Genomic DNA, 18,489 nt, shown 5'->3' with positions numbered 1-18,489 from the left:
AGATGTTGAAGGAATCCGTAAAGCAGGTTCGGACAACGAACATGGAACATCTGACAACTCGTCTAAAAGCAAGCGGCAAGCTGGACAGGGTCGTGAAACGTTCGCTTCAGGTGCTGAATATCGCTTTTTATTACTTGGTTATTCTCAGCTTAACGTTCGTATTCCTATATCCCTTGTTATACATGGTATCCAAATCCATGATGCAAGTAACAGACGTAGCTGATGCCACAGTGCAATGGCTTCCGAAAAAGATAAGTTTTGGCAACTATTTTCTGGCATGGGATTCGCTTAAATTCTGGGCCGGGTTCGCAAATAGTGCGATTATTTCCTTCGGGAGTGCGGTTCTGCAAATCTTAAGCTGTTCCTTAATCGGTTATGGTTTTGCCAGATACCGTTTTCCAGGCTACGCAGTATGTTTCGTTCTGCTGCTGTTTACTTTTCTAGTTCCACCGCAGACGATTGTTGTGCCACTGTATTTGTTCTTTAGTGACTTGGGGTGGATTAATACACATTTGCCGTTTGTGGTTCCTTCTATGTTTGGGCACGGGTTGAAGGGGGCATTATTCGTACTGATCTTTATTCAGTTCTATCGCGGAATGCCTAAAGTGTTGGAGGAAGCAGCACGTATCGACGGTGCAGGCGCATTCAGAACGTACTGGAAAATCATGTTTCCTATCGCCAAGCCGGCAATGCTGATCGTATTCTTGTTCTCTGTGGTATGGCACTGGAATGACAGCTTTGAACCGAATACGTATTTAACAACACCGGATTTCTATAATCTGTCGCAGCGATTAGCGATGTTTTATGGTTCCAATAATCAGGCAGCGGAGACGATGTCGCAAATGACTTCGGGTTCTATTGGGATGGCCCCAACTGGACTGAATCAGGTTATGGCGGCCTGTATTCTAACCATTCTGCCAATTCTGATTCTGTATTTGTTCGTACAGCGTCATTTTGTAGAAAGTGTGGAACGCTCCGGTATTGCCGGGGAATAACTTTATTTACTAAAAACCAGCAAGCTCCCTGTGTGGAGGCTTGCTGGTTTTATTTTTAGGTAAAGGGTCTTCAAATTAGTATATCAATTCGGTTAAGATGGATAAGTATTCGATAAACTGTATTAGAAATACACATCCAAACCAAGGGAGTCAGACGATGAATAAACGCACATCGGGATTTGAGCACAGTACAGTATCCATTGCTGAGAAGAAAGTTACTTGGCTGGAGCTATTTTATGATCTGCTTTTTGTAGCAGCAGTTTCAAAAGCGAGCCATGTCCTATTGCATGTAGAGGCGGGTACAATTCCACTTGAATACTTATCCAAATTTATCTTAATATTTATTCCGATCTGGTGGGCTTGGGTAGGGCAATCGCTTTTTGTGAATCGGTTTGGGCAAGATATCTTTTCACATCGGATATTCTTGATTCTACAATTATTTTTTGTATTAATAATGACGGCGAGTTTATCGGTTAATTTTGATCAATATTATATGCCATTCTTAATAGGTTATGTTGGTTTAAGAGCTATGACAGCCATTCAATATCTTACGATAAATAAGAATGAAGCGGCTGATAGAAAGGGCACTGCCCGGTATTTGGGAAGCAGATTTTGGATTGGATTAGTGATCTCTTCTTTATCACTTTTCTTTGACTCTTGGATGCGTTATGTAGTTTTGTATGCGGGAATTACTGTAGACATTCTGCTTCCATTAGTAGGCCGGAAATACTTGGTAAAAAGTCCGATCAATACTCATCATTTATTGGAACGCTTTTCGTTGTTTACGCTTATTCTGCTTGGGGAATCAGTGGTCAGTATCCTTGCGGTTTTACAGTCTAGCCACTGGACGTGGCATTCTGTTGTATTTGCATTATTAACTTTTCTATTAATTATAGCTATGTGGTGGCAATATTTTGATAATGTTGAAAAGAAAGTGGATAAGACTATAGAGACTGCCGGGCAAACCATAATTTACGGGCATTTATTTATTTATGTATCCTTGAGTATGATTGCAGCTTCGATCCAACTGTTATTTTTAGATCAATTAAATTATATATTTATGGTGTGTTTTGTTTTTGGATCGGTCCTGCTCTACTTCTGCTCTACCTCACTGGTCTTCCATAAATATAGACGTATACAGCAACGGTTAGGGATATTCCATTTGACGTTATTATTAGGTTTACTTGGTGTTTTTTTCGCAGTAGATTTGTTGTTCCTTATACCTAATTACCTGATCATTGGTGAAATGATGTTATTTTTTGTGGTATATGCAAAATTAACGACGTAAGCTTGTTGTGCTGAAGCTGAATAAGAAAACAAGAAGGAAGCCGATCCGTGTGATCGGCTTCCTTCTTGTTTTAGATCCCATGAAATATAATCTATCTAGTTACGATCGAACGGGGAGGCTTATTTCATAATATGTATAAGATTGTATTTTTTGATGTGGACGGTACTCTAGTGAGTGAAATTGATAGAAGTATCCCACTTAGCACGATAGAAGCAATTGAGAAGTTGATAGAGAAAGGAATTAAAGTCGTAGTTGCAACAGGGAGACCACATAACTTATGTGAAGAGTTCAAGTCTATGGGCATTGATACCTTTATTTCTGCTAACGGTGCGCTTGTCAAATGTAAGGATAACGTTATCTATAAATCAACGCTTTCAACAGAAACCGTGCGGGAACTCTCGGCTTTTGCTGAGTTGAACGGACATGGCATGTCCTTTTTCACCGAACTTTTAACCATGAACGGAATGGGTTCCGAGGATGAGCGCGTTATGAAGGCATTAAAGGAGACTTTGAGTCTTACACAATATCCCGAAAAAATGAGCGCTCTGCCAGAGGAGGTTTACTGTATATGCTTGTATGCGGACGAAAATGAAGCGCAAAAATTCCAAGATAGATTTCCTGAATTATGGTTCGAACGTTTTCACGGATACGTTATGAATGTGCTTGAAGAAACAAAAGTTTCTAAATCAACGGCGATTAAACAGGTGCTGGATTATCTGAATATTTGCAAGTCAGAGGCTATCGCGTTTGGTGACGGTGGGAATGATATCGACATGTTGGAGTATGTGGGATTGGGCATTGCGATGGGAAACGGTGCGGAACAGTTAAAACAAAAAGCCGATTTTGTTACAAAAAAAGCAAGTGAAGGCGGGATAGCCTACGCATTAAAGAAATTTGGCGTCATTTAAGCTTGTAGCAAACGAGTTGAAGAAAAATTAATAGCGATCATTTGTACAAAACTAACAGCGACAGCCCAAGACTTTATCAGTCTATGGCTGCGGCTGCTTTATGGATTGTGTGGTATCCACACATAGAACTGCATGTGATTCCTGGTTCTTACTGCCCTAGAAGAGCTGGCACAATAAATCGGCTGAAAACATTTGCAGGAGAGCCTTTTTTGTACTTATCCGCGGTGATAACGGCAACCAGCTCGTAAGCAGGAACTACAATGATATGCTGCCCTTTAAAGCCGAGTGCAAAATAATAAGGGATCTCGTTCGGCTGTTGCTCTGAACCTGCATTGAATTGGGATACCCACCAATGCCAGCCGTAGAATCCTTTTTGCGGATGATTGGCTTCAACGTAAGGGCGAGTAGATTGCTGAATTGTATCTGAAAAAAGGATCTGCTGATCCTTCCAGCGTCCCTCTTGCAAATAAAGTAAGCCGAATTTCAGCATATCCTCCGGCTTCAGATGAAGTCCGAACCCACCGGTATGTATGCCTTGCGGATCACTCTCCCAGTGATAGCTTTGAATGCCAAGTGGTTGAAACAGCTGATCTTCGGCAAATTCTGCAACCGCCTGTCCAGCACAATTACGCAGGATTGCGGACAAGAGCTGAGAGGAGCCTGAGTTATAAGTCATCACGGTTCCTGGTGTATGAGCTAATGGCTGTGCAAGCACAAATTTTATCCAGTCTGCGGTTTTAGTCATGGCCGGAAAAGAATTCTGCCCACCAAACTCTGTCCAGTTAAAGCCTCCGGTCATCGTTAATAAGTGTTCGATAGTGATCTCTCTTTTACGTGGGTCACGATCTTCTTTTAATGAAGGAAAAAATAAAGAAATAGGTGTGTCTGGAGGTGGAATCATTTGTTTATCTATGGCTATGCAAACTAAGGCGGAGAGTACGCTTTTGGTGCACGAGTTGATTTTGCCAAGCTCTTCAGCGATTTGTGGATCGCGGTAATGCTCCAGTATGGGTTCTCCATGTTGAATGATCAAACAACTGCGAATGTCTAGGTTAGTAATACCGTCAATAAGCGGCTGAAGGTTCCAGTCAGTAATGTCGGTGACCCCCTTTCTAGATGAATTATAGCTGCAACTGTTTACCATTATAGCTCACATCACAAAAATGTCGTAATTTCCTGTCGTTAAATAATTATGGAAAATACAAGAAAATATCTGTATAATAATATGAATCACGTGTTAGAGGAGGATGAATTCTTTTGAAAAGCAATAGTACTCTTTTTGTTCATCAAACAGCTAAAACGGTATTAATCACTTCCGTTGCACTCGCGTTACTCTTACCCCCTGGCTTAGCCGCAGCCGATTCTATATCTGTTAGCAGCAACACTTCCGTAACGCAGGTTAGTACGCAATCAGCGGCTCCAGCTACGACTACGAAATCTGAGGCTGATCCTGCAAAAGTGAAATTCACGCAGGAGCAAGCCATTGCAAAGTTAAAAGAACTATTCCCATCTCTAAAAGATGCAACTGTAAACAATGTTCAACTGGGATCTAACCAAAGCTACCCAGCTCCAGCAAATCAAATGATCTGGCATATTCAGTGGCAGGTTCAAGAAGGGAATATAGGATATGGTTTTAGCAGTGAGGTAGACGCCATTAATGGTGATATCATCAACACCTATCTCTCATTCTCCCAGGAGAAGAACGAATCCTATTATCCACCGAAAGTATCGCAGACTCAGGCATTGGAGATCGCCAAGACTTTTGTGGCTAAGGCAGCCTCATCGGTTAAGAGCAGTGAGCTGCAATTAAATGAGAATGTTGGTTATAGTTATTTTTCGGAATCATTATTCGGTCCTGTTCAATATGGATATAACTTCAGTATTCTGAAAAATGGTATTCCTTCTGGATCGGACAGCATTAACATAGTTGTGGATGGTAACGGAACTGTAACGCAATTCTCTAAGTCTTCTCAAGGGCTTGAGTACCCGTCTGCACAGCCCAAGATTACCTTGGAGCAAGCACAGAAGCAATTTGCGGAACAGTTTGATGTGGGCCTATTTTACATTCCTATTTATAAGAACGGAAAACCTAACAACTGGATCCTAGGCTGGCGTCCAATAGATCAGTCTCTATATCCTATCGATGCATTAACGGGCAAGCGGATAGATTATGAAGGAAAAGAATCCGTATCCACCTCAGTCGTGTATTCAGAAGTAGCGAAGAGCAAGGATGTTTTTCAGGCAAGAAGTTCTAGTACAGAGCTTTCTGCAAAAGAAGCAGCACAGCTTGTAGAGAAGGTTGCTTATATCCCGGCAGATCGTAAATTGATCTCGCAAACCTTGAGAAATGACTATCAGGATTCAGATCGAAAAATCTGGCAGCTATACTGGGGCAGTAATGGAAATGATCGTTACATTGGTGCTGGCTTTCCAGAACAATCCTCTGCTGAGATCGATGCAAAGACCGGTGAAGTATTGCAGTACCAGGTTCAAGCTTATGGTGCTATTCAGGATAAGAAGAAGGAAGAGCCGGCACCTGCTGGAGGTAAGAAGCTTAGTGAGGCTGAAGCGAAGGTGAAAGCGCTTAGTATAATTAATAGTCTATATCCTCAGGCGAGCCAGAAGCTAAAGCTGGTAGAATACGGGGATAATTCGAGTTTGACTTCAGACGGATCAGGATATGGATACCAGTTTATTAGATATCATCAAGGAATTCCTGTGAGTGACAGCACCATTACGGTAAGCTTGGATCTTTACGGCAGACTGACTTCTTACATGGGGAATCGGATAAGCGGTATCGATGGAATCACATTATCGCCTGATGCAACAATTTCCAAGAAAGAAGCGCTCGAAAGTTATAAACCTAAATATCAGACTAAACTGAAGTATACTCAGGTTGGTGGATACAATACTTATAGTAACTATGTCGCACCGAAGGTGAAGCTGGTATATGATACAACCTTTGATGAATCTAATGGATTGAATCAGGTTTTGGATGCAGCCACTGGAAAATGGGTTGCGGTGTATGATTACCTCGGTCAGCAAGATGCTCAACTATCTGCAACGGATATCAAAGGTCATGCAGCAGAGCGGGAATTATCAGAATTGGTAAACCACCATGTGATTACACCGGATGCCGATGGCAAACTGAACCCGGATCAAGAAATAACTGTCGGTGATTGGTTATCCTATCTTGCCAAAGCTTCTAGTCCAAATTTCACCAATTATTATAATAATAATGAACGAAAAACTGTGGCAGGCGTGAAGCCAGAGAATTCATATTATGATGCAGTTATTTTTGCAGCAGATCGTAAATGGATCAATAAGGATGAAAGCCTGCAAGTAGAGAGTAAGTTAACCCGGGAACAGCTTGCTGTTCATCTGGCTAATTTCTTGAAATACAATAAACTCACAGCTTATCTTGATAAAGATGTGACTGTAAGTCAGTTTAGTGATAGCTCAGCTATAAACAATAAGGGGGCCGTGGCTCTTGTTGTGAAATTGGGACTCTTAAAGGATGACAACGGCAAGTTTAATCCGCAGCAGAATGTAACAAAAGCGCTGGCGGCTTCGGTGATCATGAAGCTAGTGGAGCTGCAAGGAAAGACCGATCAGATCATAGGTCAATAAGTGTTAATAAGACAGCCAGGCAGCGATTCTCCGACGATTGGAGAATCGCTGCCTGGTTTTTTAGTTTGCAGCGCGGCGGATTGACTAAAGCATCTCTATCTGGCAGATGCAGTTTCCAGTATTCTCTCAGCATTTTTTGTGCGCCGATTCTTGCTGGAATCCGCAAAATAACTGCATTCTATACAGCTATTTCTTATGCAAAAGGTGAATGTGTATCTTTAATTGCATTCTCTGCAACTAAAAACTAGAGAATTCACCTATTGGCGAGAAAAGCAAGAATATAAGTGTACGGAATACACTTATATCCTTTGGCCGAGTGATTTGATGCATTATAAGTGTACTAAATACAATTAAGCGCGTAATGCCGCGTAATCCTCCGCGCAATCCTCAGTCCATTCCGCCTACACTATGCACCGCCGGCTCACTATATAGGTAATCTTGATGGCTAAGATTCTTAAGGGATAGTATAAGGATCAGCCTCTTTTTTGTGTAATTAATTACCAATACATAGACACTTACAAACTCACAGTATTATGATAATCAGAGTGACCCTAAAGCGGAGCTTTGTTAGGCGAACATGAATAGGTAAAGAAAAGATACCGAATGTAAACGGTTCACACTCGCTGTGTTAACGCTTTCTTCTTACAATTAGGATATAGAAAATAAGGGAGGTTCAATAGATGAAAAGAAAGATTAAAGGCTTGCCTTTAATGGCATCGGCCATTGTTTTATCATTAGTTTTCAGTGGTTGCTCCAGCAATAATAGTGGAAACAGTAGTGGAAACAGTAGTAGTTCCGCAGAGGGAAACACTAGTGTGCAAACGGAAATGGAAGGCGGCCCTTTAACTAAATATGATCCGCCGATCAAACTTCGCTCCACGATGAACGAAACAGGCAAAGAGACGTTGGCGCAGGGCGATACACATTCCAATAACATCTGGACCAGAGGATACGAGGAAGAGCTTGGGATTAAAGTGTCCTATGACTGGATTGTGGCTGATGCCAACTATAACGATAAAATGAACGTTACCTTGGCGAGCGGGGATTTGCCTGATTTGTTAAAGGTGTCCACGGTGCAATTCGAGCAGCTTTATGAAGCTGGCATGTTGGAGGATTTGACCGGGGTATTTGATAAATATGCTTCGGATCTTGTCAAAGAATATTACGCAGAAGAGGACGGAGCAGGGCTAAAGCCGGTTACGAAAGATGGAAAACTGATGGCGATGGTAAGCTTCCCGGGTTCGCTGGATTCCTCTGATATGATATGGATTCGAAAAGACTGGATGGACAAGCTGAATCTGGCAGAGCCAACATCCATGCAGGATATTATTAAGATTGCAGAAGACTTTACATTTAAAGATCCAGACGGAAATAGCAAACAGGATACTTACGGCATTTCGTTGAACAAGGACTTGCCAATCAATGCGTTTCTACTCGGGTACCATGCTTACCTGGAAACTTGGATCAAAAACGCCGATGGCAAGGTTGTGAATGGTACGATTCAACCGGAGGTAAAGGCTGGACTTGCGGAGCTGCAAAGATTGTATAAAGAAGGAGTCATTGATCCAGAGTTTGGGGTAAAAGACTTTGCCAAAGCGATGGAGGATGTGAATGCTGGTAAATCCGGTATGTTATTTTTGCCGCAATGGGCCCCTTTCCAAGTAAAGGACATGATTAAAAAGGATCAAAATGTTAACTGGGTGCCTTATCCAGTACAATCTATTGATGACCAACCTGCCAAAACTCAAAACCATCTTACGATTGGAGGCGTATTCGCGGTCCGTAAGGGCTACGAACATCCGGAGGCATTGATCAAGCTGCTTAACTTCCAAGCAGAGAAAATGTTTGGGGAGTCCGCTAAAACAGAACGGGCAAAATATTTGAACGGGGACACAGGTCTGGGCTTCCAAAACGCGGTTGTATCCAACCTGCCACCGAACAAAAATGTAAAGGCACAGGATGAAGTGGAAAAAGCCCTTGAATCGGGAGATACCTCAAACATGGGCCTTGAAGCTAAATTATTCTATGATGATATTCAAAGCTACCGCGGTGGAGATCTTGATAAATGGCATATGGAACGGATCTTTGGGCCGCTTAGCTCACAATCGGTTATCAAACACTACCGCGACAATGACTTGGTGTTGATGAATGAGTTCATTTATGCCCCAACTAAAACGATGAACAGCAAAGCGGCTACCTTGGATAAACTGCGTGCAGAGACCTTTGTCAAAATCATTTACGGAAGTCTTCCTATCGATGAATTCGACAAATTCGTAGCCAACTGGAAAAAGCTCGGTGGAGATCAAATAACGAAAGAAGTAAATGATATCGTAAAAGCAAACTAGTAAAAACGACGCAGAAGAGGACTGCCCCTAGTCATGATAATGACAAACGGGCAGTTCTTTTTTTGGCTGAACAGCTATTCGGTTCGATAACCAGGTCAACAAAAGATACTTAAAGTCAATACGCTACACTATTAAGGCAATTTGGGGCTGCTCTATAATTGAGATACAAGGAGGAGAAAGCAAATGCACTTTAATACTAAGCAATTTCTACGTAATATTCCGCTCCATTTAATGATTTTACCTGCCTTAATAGTGATCATTATTTTTAGTTATATTCCGATGGCTGGCCTTGTAATTGCCTTCCAGAATTTTTCCCCGATCTCAGGGTTTAAGAATATGAACTGGACAGGGCTCGAAAACTTTCGTTATTTGTTTGAGCTTCCCGGTTTTGGTCAGGTCGTATGGAATACTGTATTTATCTCCGTCATGAAAATTATTGCTGGCCTGACCGTGCCAGTTATAGCGGCACTATTGCTTAATGAGGTTCGTGTAAACGGCTTCAAACGTTCGATTCAGACGATTATTTATATGCCGCACTTTTTCTCATGGGTTATCTTGGGCGGGATTATCGTAGATGTACTGTCTCCGAGCAGCGGGATTGTCAACATGCTTTTAAAAGCACTAGGCATGCAGCCTATTCAATTTCTAGCGGACAATAGCTGGTTCCCATACGTACTAGTGATCACAGATCAATGGAAGGAGTTTGGATTCGGGACGATCATTTATTTGGCGGCTTTAACCAGCATTGACTCCTCCCTTTATGAAGCTGCTGTAATCGATGGTGCCGGAAGATGGAAGCAGACCTGGCATATTACGCTTCCGGGCATTCGCCCGATTATGATCCTGATGCTTACACTCAGCCTTGGCAACGTCCTGAATGGGGGATTTGACCAAGTGTTCAACCTGTACAATCCGCTAGTGTATGAATCAGGTGATATTTTGGACACGATGATTTACCGAATTGGTCTACAGGATGCTCAGTACTCTGTATCGACCGCACTAGGCTTGATAAAATCGGTAGTTTCCTTCGTATTTATCGGGCTGGGTTATTATCTGGCGTATCGTTTTGCTAAATATCGGATTTTTTAGAGAGAAAGGAGTGGACTAAATGCACCATACTTCAACTGCTTATCGTTGGTTTCTCCGCTGCAATTATGTATTTCTGACTTTGCTCGCGGTGCTTTGTCTTTTTCCAATCGTGAATATTCTGGCGATCTCTTTCAGCTCCAGCGCAGCTGTTAACGCGGGTAGCGTAACCTTCTGGCCTGTGGATTTCACTCTTTCTTCCTATAAATATATCCTTCAGAACAACCAGTTCATTCACTCCTTCGGAACTAGTCTGCTCCGGGTAGTGCTTGGGGTATCCGTTAACTTGTTGTTTACGATTCTAGTAGCTTATCCGCTGTCTAAAGAGGCAAAGTCCTTCCGCTCACGGACCGTGTATGCCTGGATTTTTGTGTTCACGATGCTCTTCAGCGGGGGTCTGATTCCTGGCTATTTAATTGTAAAGGAAATGGGGCTGCTGGATAGCATCTGGTCGCTTGTTATACCGGGCGCGGTGCCGATCTTTAATGTTCTGCTTATGCTCAATTTCTTCAGAGGTTTGCCCAAAGAATTGGAGGAAGCCGCATGGATGGATGGCGCGGGACACTTACGCACGTTATGGAGTGTGTACCTGCCGGTATCTATGCCAAGTATTGCGACCATTACGTTGTTCGCTTTGGTAGGTCACTGGAATGCATGGTTCGATGGCATGATTTATATGAGAAGCCCGGAACATTATCCGCTGGCCACCTATTTACAATCCATACTTCAGCAGGTATCGATCCAGACCGAAAATATTACTTTTGAACAAGCTGCGTTATTAAACCAAATCTCAGACCGTACAACGCAAGCCTCCCAGATCTTCTTGTCTATCATTCCGATCCTGGCGATTTATCCGTTCCTGCAAAGATATTTTGTGCATGGACTAGTCGTGGGTAGTGTAAAGGGTTAAACTGGACTGGACCTAAAAATAAGAAGGAGCCTGAACATGGCTCCTTCTTTATTATTATTCGATAGAAGAGGGAGAAAATTCCAATGAAATCATTCTCCATCGGGTGGAACCCCGATTCCATTGTGATCAAGCTGATCGGAGCTTTCCTATTGGTCATGCTTCCACTCTGCGCGCTGAGTATATCTATTACCTACTATAGCTCCAACCAAATGCAAGCTGAAGTGGAGAGGGCGAACGAATCGAAGGTTCATTTTTACTACAGCCATCTTGAATTTGAGCTGCAACGGATAACGGGCTTAGTCACGGAGTACTCTCAGGATGAAACGCTGGCTACTTTCAGTACCCGTATTCCAATTATGAGCCGATACGAAGTGGATTCTAATCTGAACAATATATACACCAAGCTAAAACAAATCAAAGAAACCAGTCCTTATATTAGTGATGTTGTGTATTATGTCCCGGAAATTAATAAGCGGGTTAGCGCTGCGGTGGGGGTTAGGGATGTCACCAACGAGGAATGGCAAAGTCTGCTGGCCACTATGGGCAATCTGAAGGGTGCTTTATCTAAATACGAAGATGACTTATATTTACTGCGTAGTAATCCTTATAACCTGGATCGCAATCTTTCACCTAATTTTTTGCTGGGAGTGAAGCTTTCCTCACCTGAGCTTGAGTTGCGTTTGAAAGAATTTGCGGTATCAGGGGGGAGCGATATTACGTTAGCCTTCGGCAATAACGATTATGTGATATCAACTTCTGACCAGAAGCCTAGGTTGTTTCCCATAGAGAAACCTCTAAATAGTGAAGAGACTGTAAGTGTGCAGCGGTATCGTTTTGATAATTCTTTTTACTATTCGCTCTACGATCACAGCAATAACTTTAGGCTGACCGCAAATATTCCCAACACGGTGCTCATGAAGCCGATTCAAGTCTACTCATTGCTGCTGTGGCTGTTGTTCGTTGTCTCGATAGTGATCATTATCTTGTTCTCTTTATGGACGTACAGGATGATTCATCGCCCGATGTCTATTCTTATCAGGGGGTTTAAGAAAGCGGAGCAGGGGCAGACGGGGATCTTTATTACTCACTCCCGCAGGGATGAGTTTGGGTATCTATATTCTCGTTTCAATGAGATGCTTAAGCATCTGAATACGTTAATCGATGAGAACTACGTGCAGCGTATCCGGACAGGGGAAGCGGAGCTTAAACATTTACAATCGCAGATCACCCCTCATTTTCTCTACAACAGTCTATTTAGCATAAAACAGATGGCTGAGGTGGAAAATGTAGAGCTGATCAAGGAGTTCTCTGATTATTTAGGGCAATATTTTCGGTACATGACCCGGGATTCCGCCCAGGAGGTTACTTTGCAGCAAGAGCAGGAGCATGCTTTGGTCTATCTGGCTATACAGCGGATTCGTTTTGGCGCGAGAATTAGAGCTGAAGTGGATGAGATTGCAGCGGATTGCCGGGACATCAAAGTCCCACGGGTTCTCCTGCAGCCCATCATTGAAAATGTATTCGAGCATGGGCTTAAGCAAAAAAGCAGCAATGGCCTATTAAAAATGAGTTATGAAAAAGTTGAGCATACGCTGACTATTATAATAGAAGATAACGGTGACTCACTTAGTGAGGACAAGTTAAATCTCTTGCAGCGCCAGTTCTCCGAGCAGAATGCCATTCAGGGGGAGATCACGGGTTTATTAAATGTAAATCAGAGATTGAGGATCAAATTTGGTTCCCCTTATGGCTTGCAGGCAGAGAGAAGCAGTTTGGGCGGACTTTGTGTAAGAGTCAATTTACCGCTTAAAGGGGACGTGCAGGATGCAACGAATGATGATAGTTGATGATGAGCCTAATATTTTGGATGGGCTGTACGAATTTTTTGTAAAGGCAGATTTTAAAGATTTGGAGATCATAAAGGTTCATTCAGCGGATCATGCCATAGACTGGCTTAATACCGTAAAAATAGATATTGTGCTTAGTGACATCTGTATGCCAGGTATGGATGGGATGGCGTTAATTCAGGAAATTGTCGACCGCTGGCCACGTTGTAAAGTAATTCTGCTGACAGGACATAATGAATTCGATTTTGCCCATCAGGCGATCCGAAATCCTTGTGTAGTCGACTATTTATTGAAGACAGAGGGGATGGATAAAATTCGTGCCGCTGTGGAGCTGACTTTGGAGAAAATATCTTCAGAAGAGGATTATTTCTATAAAAGCCAGTGGCTTCGCGATAAGCTCCCGCGCGCTCTACCCCAGTTACAGCAGCAATTATTACACGATATTCTAAGACGCACCGAACGGATAGACCGGCAGAGCTTGCAGGTTGAATTCGACGCCATTCAGCTCCCGTTCAACGCGGATGGACCCGTCCTGCCTATTATTCTGCGAATGGAGGCTTGGCGAAATTATGAAACGGCTTCAGACCGGAGCTTAATTCGTTATGCGGTAGCCAATATTGCGGAGGAGCTGCTCAGCGACAAGGTTGAAGTTAAGGCTGTGGATCTGGATCCGGGGACGATAGCTTGTTTTGTTCAGGCTAAAAGTGAAAGTGTATCCTCAATCAAGGAAGAAGAGCTCTGGTTAAAAACGCTCCGCTTCGTCCACGGAACAATGGAATCCGTTCAGCAAGCCTGTGGCAAATGTCTGCAACTATCTGTGTCTATCATCGCCAGTGATCAGGAAGTGCATTGGCATGAGCTGAACTATGCCTTGAACCGTTTACGATTAGCCATTTTTGATAGCCCCGGACTGGGGATGGAAAAGCTGCTGAGGATAAATACCAAGGAAGTGAGCCCAAGTCCAGGTTCTATGCATAATCGAAATGCAACAGCGGAACTACTGCTCGACTATTTAAAACAACGGCTGCTTGAAGGTGATCTCGATTGGGGCACATCTTTTCGCAAATGGGTGGAGCTCTCGGGGGAAGGTGGGCCGGAGGATCCTTTTTTGAGATTAAGATTAATGTCTGGGATCAGTAACACTCTGCTGCAGACTTTACAAGAGTTAGGTTTAACGGAAAAAGCACATAGCGGTATGAATTTATCACGCATGTTATATTTTAATATCAATACACACTGGTCGGATGTCATCTCTTTTTATCACACGTTTTTTGAATGGATTATCTCGAACAGAAGCGCTACCTATAAACATGATGAATCGAATATCCTGTCCATGATCCACCAATATATTAAATCCCATCTAGCCGATGATTTGTCCTTAACCCGGATTGCGCAGGAAGTCTCACTTAATCCGTCCTATCTGTCACGCTGGTATAAAAGAACGACAGGGAAGGGGATTTCTGATTATATTCTGGAGAAAAAAGTGGAGCTGAGTAAGGAGCTGCTGCTTGGAACTGCTCTAAAAATGCACGAGATCTCCGGCCAGCTCGGGTTTAGTGATCAGCACTATTTTTTTCGATTCTTCAAAAAAACCGTTGGCTGTACGCCGCAGGAATATCGAGAGCAAAAACGAGGATAAATAGCAATACCCCGAAAGACGGACACCTGTTCAGAAGGTGCATCTTTCGGGGGATGGTTTGTGGCTGTATTTTAACGATTACTTACCGAGTTGTTTGTCTACTTCTCGAACCGGATTCTCGCCAACATTCTCTTCAACCTTGTGGCTACTCATAAACCAGCCGATTACAGCGATGAGTACGAGCACAACGTAGAAGGTGGCTTTCCACCAGGTACTATGAGCGAAATCTTCGGACAGAACACCAAGTGAAGGGTGCGCCAATGTAATGACTGAGAGCTTAACACCCACCCAACCTACGATAAAGAAGGCTGCAATTTCAAGTCCTGGACGGGAATGCAGCAACTTAACGAAGAAGGAAGCTGCGAAACGCATAATGACCAGACCGATAAATCCACCGGCAAAGATGACGAGGAATTGTCCGCCATCGAGGCCTCCGATTTTTGGAAGACCACTTGCAGGAAGAGCAACCGCGAGTGCAACTGCGGCTAGGATGGAATCGACCGCGAAGGCGATGTCAGCAACTTCTACCTTCAGAACAGTAAACCAAAAGCTGGATTTCTTTTTATTGACCGCACCGTCAGTGCCGCTTTCAGCAGCTTCATCTGTGACGGGCTTCTTAAACAACAGTTTTCGGAAAATATGATTACCCGCGATAAATAATAAATAAATCGCGCCGATGGCTTGTACTTGCCAGATATCGACCAGATAGGAGATGACAAATAGCGAACCGAATCGGAACACGAAGGCCCCCGCTAATCCGTAAAACAACGCTTTTTTTCTTTCCTCATCAGGAAGGTGCTTAACCATAATTGCCAATACCAATGCGTTATCTGCGGCGAGTAGTCCCTCTAGTGCTACCAGAACAAGCAATACCCAACCGTACTCTAATAATAATCCCCAATCCATTACTGTTGTCCTCCCTTTTTGAATGCAAATATCTACCAAAAGATATCTACCCTACCATTTTAACCAAATTTATATAAAAAAGACCTTTACCAAACAGATTAGCCTTTGGAATAAAGGTCTAACCTGATTGGTAAAGGTCTCGCTAACAATGTGAATTGCCAATAAAGCCGGAGAATATCCTCATATTCTCGTATTGACGACTTTATTTAACAGCTACTCCCCTTTACGGGATATATTAAATTTTTAAGATTATTCAATGTGTTCTTGCCTAAAGAGATCATATACGAGATGAAAGTCATTGTCAATAAAAGTTGCAGAAATAAATGGATTCTATCTTTTAAGAATCCTTAAAATGGCCAGAAACATGACATGATGACGGAGAATCAACAGAGATTGAATAAAATGGAAACGGAAACATGATATATATAGGTTATATAAACTAACATTTAATATGACGAAACTGCAAACATAAGGAAAAACAGGACTTAAAAAGGGAAAACTCGATTGACGATGTAGGTTGATGAAAATATGATGAAACTACTCAAAGCAATAAAGCGAGAAATGTGTTAACTAAAATTACATGAGTTGTTCTATCGGAGTGAGTTTTACTGCGAAGAAGTACTAGTAGTTCATGCTGCATAAAATTTTTAGGAGGTGGGGAAATGCCGCAGGCGTCATCGAGGTTATCCATTGAAGCAGAGGAGGAGCTCAGCCGCCATCCCTGCTACAGTGAGGAAGCTCATCGTTTTTTTGCTAGGATGCACATCCCGGTTGCTCCCGCCTGTAACATCCAATGTAATTACTGCAACCGGAAATTCGATTGTGTGAATGAAAGCAGGCCTGGTGTAGTTAGTGAAGTGCTAACTCCAGAGCAAGCTGAACGCAAAGTGAAAGGTGTAGCCGCACAGCTGATGCAACTGTCGGTAGTTGGGATTGCAGGTCCGGGTGATCCGCTGGCGAATCCAGAACGAACCTTTGACACGTTCGAACGAGTCAAGCGGCAGGTCCCTGATGTTACCCTTTGCCTGAGTACTAATGGATTGACCCTTTACAGGCATGTAGACGCCATACTAGCGCTAGGTATCCGTCATGTCACGATCACCATCAATGCCATTGATCCCAATGTGGGCCGTGAAATTTATCCATGGGTTGTTGACGAAGGGATCCGGTACGAAGGACAAGAAGCAGCGGAGCTGCTGATCAGCCGCCAGCTTCAAGGTTTGGAGCTACTGGCGCAGCAAGGTGTTCTTGTTAAAGTTAATTCCGTTATGATTCCAGGGGTCAATGATCATCATCTCCCTGAAGTATCGCGAACAGTTAAAGCGCTCGGGGCAACTCTGCATAATGTGACGCCTTTAATTATCGCACCGGGAAGTCAGTATGAACGGGATGGGCGCAAGGCGCCGCGTCCTAAAGAACTGCACAACCTGCAGGAAGTGCTTGGGCGCGAAGGGATGAAGGTCATGCGCCATTGTCGGCAATGCCGTGCTGATGCCATTGGGCTGCTAGGTCAGGATCGTAATCAGGATTTTATATTAGAAAAGATGGATGAAAATCCAGTTATTAATGAGCGAGCTAGAGCGCTCTTTCAACGTGAACTCGATGCCAAAATCCGTCAGCGTGTCAAAGCCAAAGAGCTAAGGCAGAACTCTTTCCAGCAAGGGCGGCACACCACCAAAGTCGCTGTTGCTACACGTGGTGGGGATAAGGTCAATCAACATTTTGGCCACGCGACAGAGTTCATGGTTTATGAAACGGATGGTATAAGCGTGAAACTGCTAGGTATCAGAAAGATTCAGGCCTATTGCCACGGTAAAGCGGATTGTAATGGGGATAAGAATGCCACGCTACAAGAAATTATTTCTATATTACAGGACTGTCAAATATTGCTCTGTTCTGGTATTGGCGATGTCCCTCGCGCCAGCTTAAATAAAGCCGGAGTATTGCCTCTGGTGCGTAAAGGTGAAATACAAGATGCGATTCTCGAAAGTGTGAAGATCAGCTCTTATTTTGAAAATATATCGATTTCGAAGGGATGATGAATGATGAGACAAATAGCTTTTTACGGTAAGGGCGGTATCGGTAAATCCACAACTTCGCAGAACACTTTGGCGCAGCTCGCCACTAAATTTGGTCAAAAAACAATGATCGTAGGCTGTGATCCTAAAGCGGACTCCACACGGCTGATTTTGAACACTAAAGCTCAGAATTCAGTGCTCCAATTGGCAGCAGAAAGAGGAACGGTTGAGGATTTGGAGCTTGAGGATGTAGTTCAGTTGGGATATGGCGACATTCTTAATGTGGAGTGTGGTGGACCTGAACCGGGTGTGGGTTGTGCCGGCCGCGGGATTATTACAGCTATTAATTTTTTGGAGCAGCAAGGGGCTTATGAAGGATTGGATTTTGTATCCTATGACGTACTTGGTGACGTGGTATGCGGTGGATTTGCAATGCCGATCCGCGAGAATAAAGCACAGGAAATTTATATCGTATGCTCCGGGGAAATGATGGCTATGTATGCGGCCAATAACATTGCGCGCGGAATTCTAAAGTATGCCAACAGCGGTGGCGTAAGATTGGGCGGTCTGATCTGCAACAGTCGTAATACGGACCGTGAGGATGAGCTCATTATGGAGCTGGCACGCCGTTTGAATACACAAATGATCCATTTTGTCCCGCGGAATAATGTGGTTCAGCATGCAGAGCTGCGAAGAATGACCGTAGCCCAATATAATCCTCATCATCAGCAAGCGAGAGAATATGAGATTTTGGCAGAAAAGATTCTGAATAACAATATGATGACAATCCCGACCCCGATTTCTATGGAAGAGCTGGAGGATTTACTCATGGAATTTGGTGTGATTGAGGATGAAGAGACGGCGCTGAAAAAGCTGAAGGCATCTGGACAATAATTAGGTTCGTCCGGTGAACAGGA

At 43.3% G+C, this 18,489-nt stretch carries 13 protein-coding genes; 11 read left to right on the top strand and 2 right to left on the bottom strand.

Annotated elements, in window-relative coordinates:
- Positions 1-2: 2 nt before the first annotated feature.
- From MHH50_RS25275 to MHH50_RS25265, 3 genes are all read left to right on the top strand, one after another.
- A complete protein-coding gene (locus MHH50_RS25275) occupies positions 3-995 on the top strand; it encodes a carbohydrate ABC transporter permease (RefSeq protein WP_051491074.1) in 993 nt (330 codons plus the stop codon).
- 199 nt (positions 996-1,194) lie between these two features.
- Complete coding sequence (locus MHH50_RS25270) at positions 1,195-2,283, top strand: low temperature requirement protein A (RefSeq protein ID WP_340034639.1); 1,089 nt, start codon at positions 1,195-1,197, stop codon at positions 2,281-2,283.
- 131 nt (positions 2,284-2,414) lie between these two features.
- Positions 2,415-3,191: a Cof-type HAD-IIB family hydrolase gene (locus MHH50_RS25265; RefSeq protein ID WP_076310370.1), complete on the top strand. Its 777-nt coding sequence runs from the start codon at positions 2,415-2,417 to the stop codon at positions 3,189-3,191.
- A 148-nt stretch (positions 3,192-3,339) separates the two neighbouring features.
- On the opposite strand, the gene MHH50_RS25260 is transcribed toward MHH50_RS25265, so the two are convergent.
- Positions 3,340-4,224 carry a serine hydrolase gene (locus MHH50_RS25260; protein WP_340033604.1) on the bottom strand — a complete coding sequence of 295 codons (885 nt, stop codon included), beginning with the start codon at positions 4,222-4,224 and terminating at the stop codon, positions 3,340-3,342.
- A 224-nt stretch (positions 4,225-4,448) separates the two neighbouring features.
- On the opposite strand from MHH50_RS25260, the gene MHH50_RS25255 reads away from it, so the two are divergent.
- The 6 genes from MHH50_RS25255 (at position 4,449) to MHH50_RS25230 (ending at position 14,648) form a co-directional block, all read left to right on the top strand.
- Positions 4,449-6,821 carry a YcdB/YcdC domain-containing protein gene (locus MHH50_RS25255; RefSeq protein ID WP_076307138.1) on the top strand — a complete coding sequence of 791 codons (2,373 nt, stop codon included), beginning with the start codon at positions 4,449-4,451 and terminating at the stop codon, positions 6,819-6,821.
- A gap of 680 nt (positions 6,822-7,501) precedes the next feature.
- Positions 7,502-9,166 (top strand): extracellular solute-binding protein, encoded by a 1,665-nt coding sequence (locus MHH50_RS25250; protein WP_340033602.1) that lies wholly within the window; start codon positions 7,502-7,504, stop codon positions 9,164-9,166.
- A 183-nt stretch (positions 9,167-9,349) separates the two neighbouring features.
- Entirely contained in the window at positions 9,350-10,255 is a 906-nt protein-coding gene (locus MHH50_RS25245; RefSeq protein WP_036679607.1) for an ABC transporter permease subunit, read from the top strand.
- Positions 10,256-10,274: 19 nt separating this feature from the next.
- Entirely contained in the window at positions 10,275-11,162 is an 888-nt protein-coding gene (locus MHH50_RS25240) for a carbohydrate ABC transporter permease (RefSeq protein WP_038573097.1), read from the top strand.
- Positions 11,163-11,245: 83 nt separating this feature from the next.
- A complete protein-coding gene (locus tag MHH50_RS25235) occupies positions 11,246-13,009 on the top strand; it encodes a histidine kinase (protein ID WP_076129182.1) in 1,764 nt (587 codons plus the stop codon).
- Complete coding sequence (locus tag MHH50_RS25230; RefSeq protein ID WP_340033600.1) at positions 12,996-14,648, top strand: response regulator; 1,653 nt, start codon at positions 12,996-12,998, stop codon at positions 14,646-14,648. The genes MHH50_RS25235 and MHH50_RS25230 overlap by 14 nt, the downstream gene beginning before the upstream one ends.
- A 78-nt stretch (positions 14,649-14,726) precedes the next feature.
- Here the strand turns inward: MHH50_RS25230 and MHH50_RS25225 are convergent, their stop codons facing one another.
- Complete coding sequence (locus tag MHH50_RS25225; protein WP_036679597.1) at positions 14,727-15,554, bottom strand: TerC family protein; 828 nt, start codon at positions 15,552-15,554, stop codon at positions 14,727-14,729.
- Positions 15,555-16,216: 662 nt separating this feature from the next.
- Between MHH50_RS25225 and nifB the strand changes: the two genes are divergently transcribed.
- The gene (nifB, locus tag MHH50_RS25220; protein WP_340033598.1) at positions 16,217-17,593 is read left to right on the top strand and encodes a nitrogenase cofactor biosynthesis protein NifB; all 1,377 of its coding nucleotides are present in this window, start codon (positions 16,217-16,219) and stop codon (positions 17,591-17,593) included.
- Positions 17,594-17,596: 3 nt separating this feature from the next.
- Positions 17,597-18,466, top strand: a complete 870-nt coding sequence (nifH, locus tag MHH50_RS25215; protein WP_235219430.1) for a nitrogenase iron protein — start codon at positions 17,597-17,599, stop codon at positions 18,464-18,466.
- The last annotated feature ends 23 nt before the right edge of the window (positions 18,467-18,489 follow it).

The sequence above is a fragment of the Paenibacillus sp. FSL H3-0302 genome, from assembly GCF_037982245.1.
GTDB lineage: Bacteria > Bacillota > Bacilli > Paenibacillales > Paenibacillaceae > Paenibacillus_AQ > Paenibacillus_AQ odorifer.
The sequence above is the reverse complement of the archived record's forward strand: the minus strand, read 5'-3'. Positions and strand labels throughout refer to the sequence as shown.

Bases quoted from the DNA above. Each gene is read 5' to 3' on its own strand.
- nifB (WP_340033598.1), top strand. From the start codon at position 16,217: ATGCCGCAGGCGTCATCGAGGTTATCCATTGAAGCAGAGGAGGAGCTC.
- MHH50_RS25230 (WP_340033600.1), top strand. From the start codon at position 12,996: ATGATGATAGTTGATGATGAGCCTAATATTTTGGATGGGCTGTACGAA.
- MHH50_RS25235 (WP_076129182.1), top strand. From the start codon at position 11,246: ATGAAATCATTCTCCATCGGGTGGAACCCCGATTCCATTGTGATCAAG.
- MHH50_RS25275 (WP_051491074.1), top strand. From the start codon at position 3: ATGTTGAAGGAATCCGTAAAGCAGGTTCGGACAACGAACATGGAACAT.
- MHH50_RS25250 (WP_340033602.1), top strand. From the start codon at position 7,502: ATGAAAAGAAAGATTAAAGGCTTGCCTTTAATGGCATCGGCCATTGTT.
- MHH50_RS25225 (WP_036679597.1), bottom strand. From the start codon at position 15,554: ATGGATTGGGGATTATTATTAGAGTACGGTTGGGTATTGCTTGTTCTG.
- MHH50_RS25240 (WP_038573097.1), top strand. From the start codon at position 10,275: ATGCACCATACTTCAACTGCTTATCGTTGGTTTCTCCGCTGCAATTAT.
- MHH50_RS25265 (WP_076310370.1), top strand. From the start codon at position 2,415: ATGTATAAGATTGTATTTTTTGATGTGGACGGTACTCTAGTGAGTGAA.
- MHH50_RS25245 (WP_036679607.1), top strand. From the start codon at position 9,350: ATGCACTTTAATACTAAGCAATTTCTACGTAATATTCCGCTCCATTTA.
- nifH (WP_235219430.1), top strand. From the start codon at position 17,597: ATGATGAGACAAATAGCTTTTTACGGTAAGGGCGGTATCGGTAAATCC.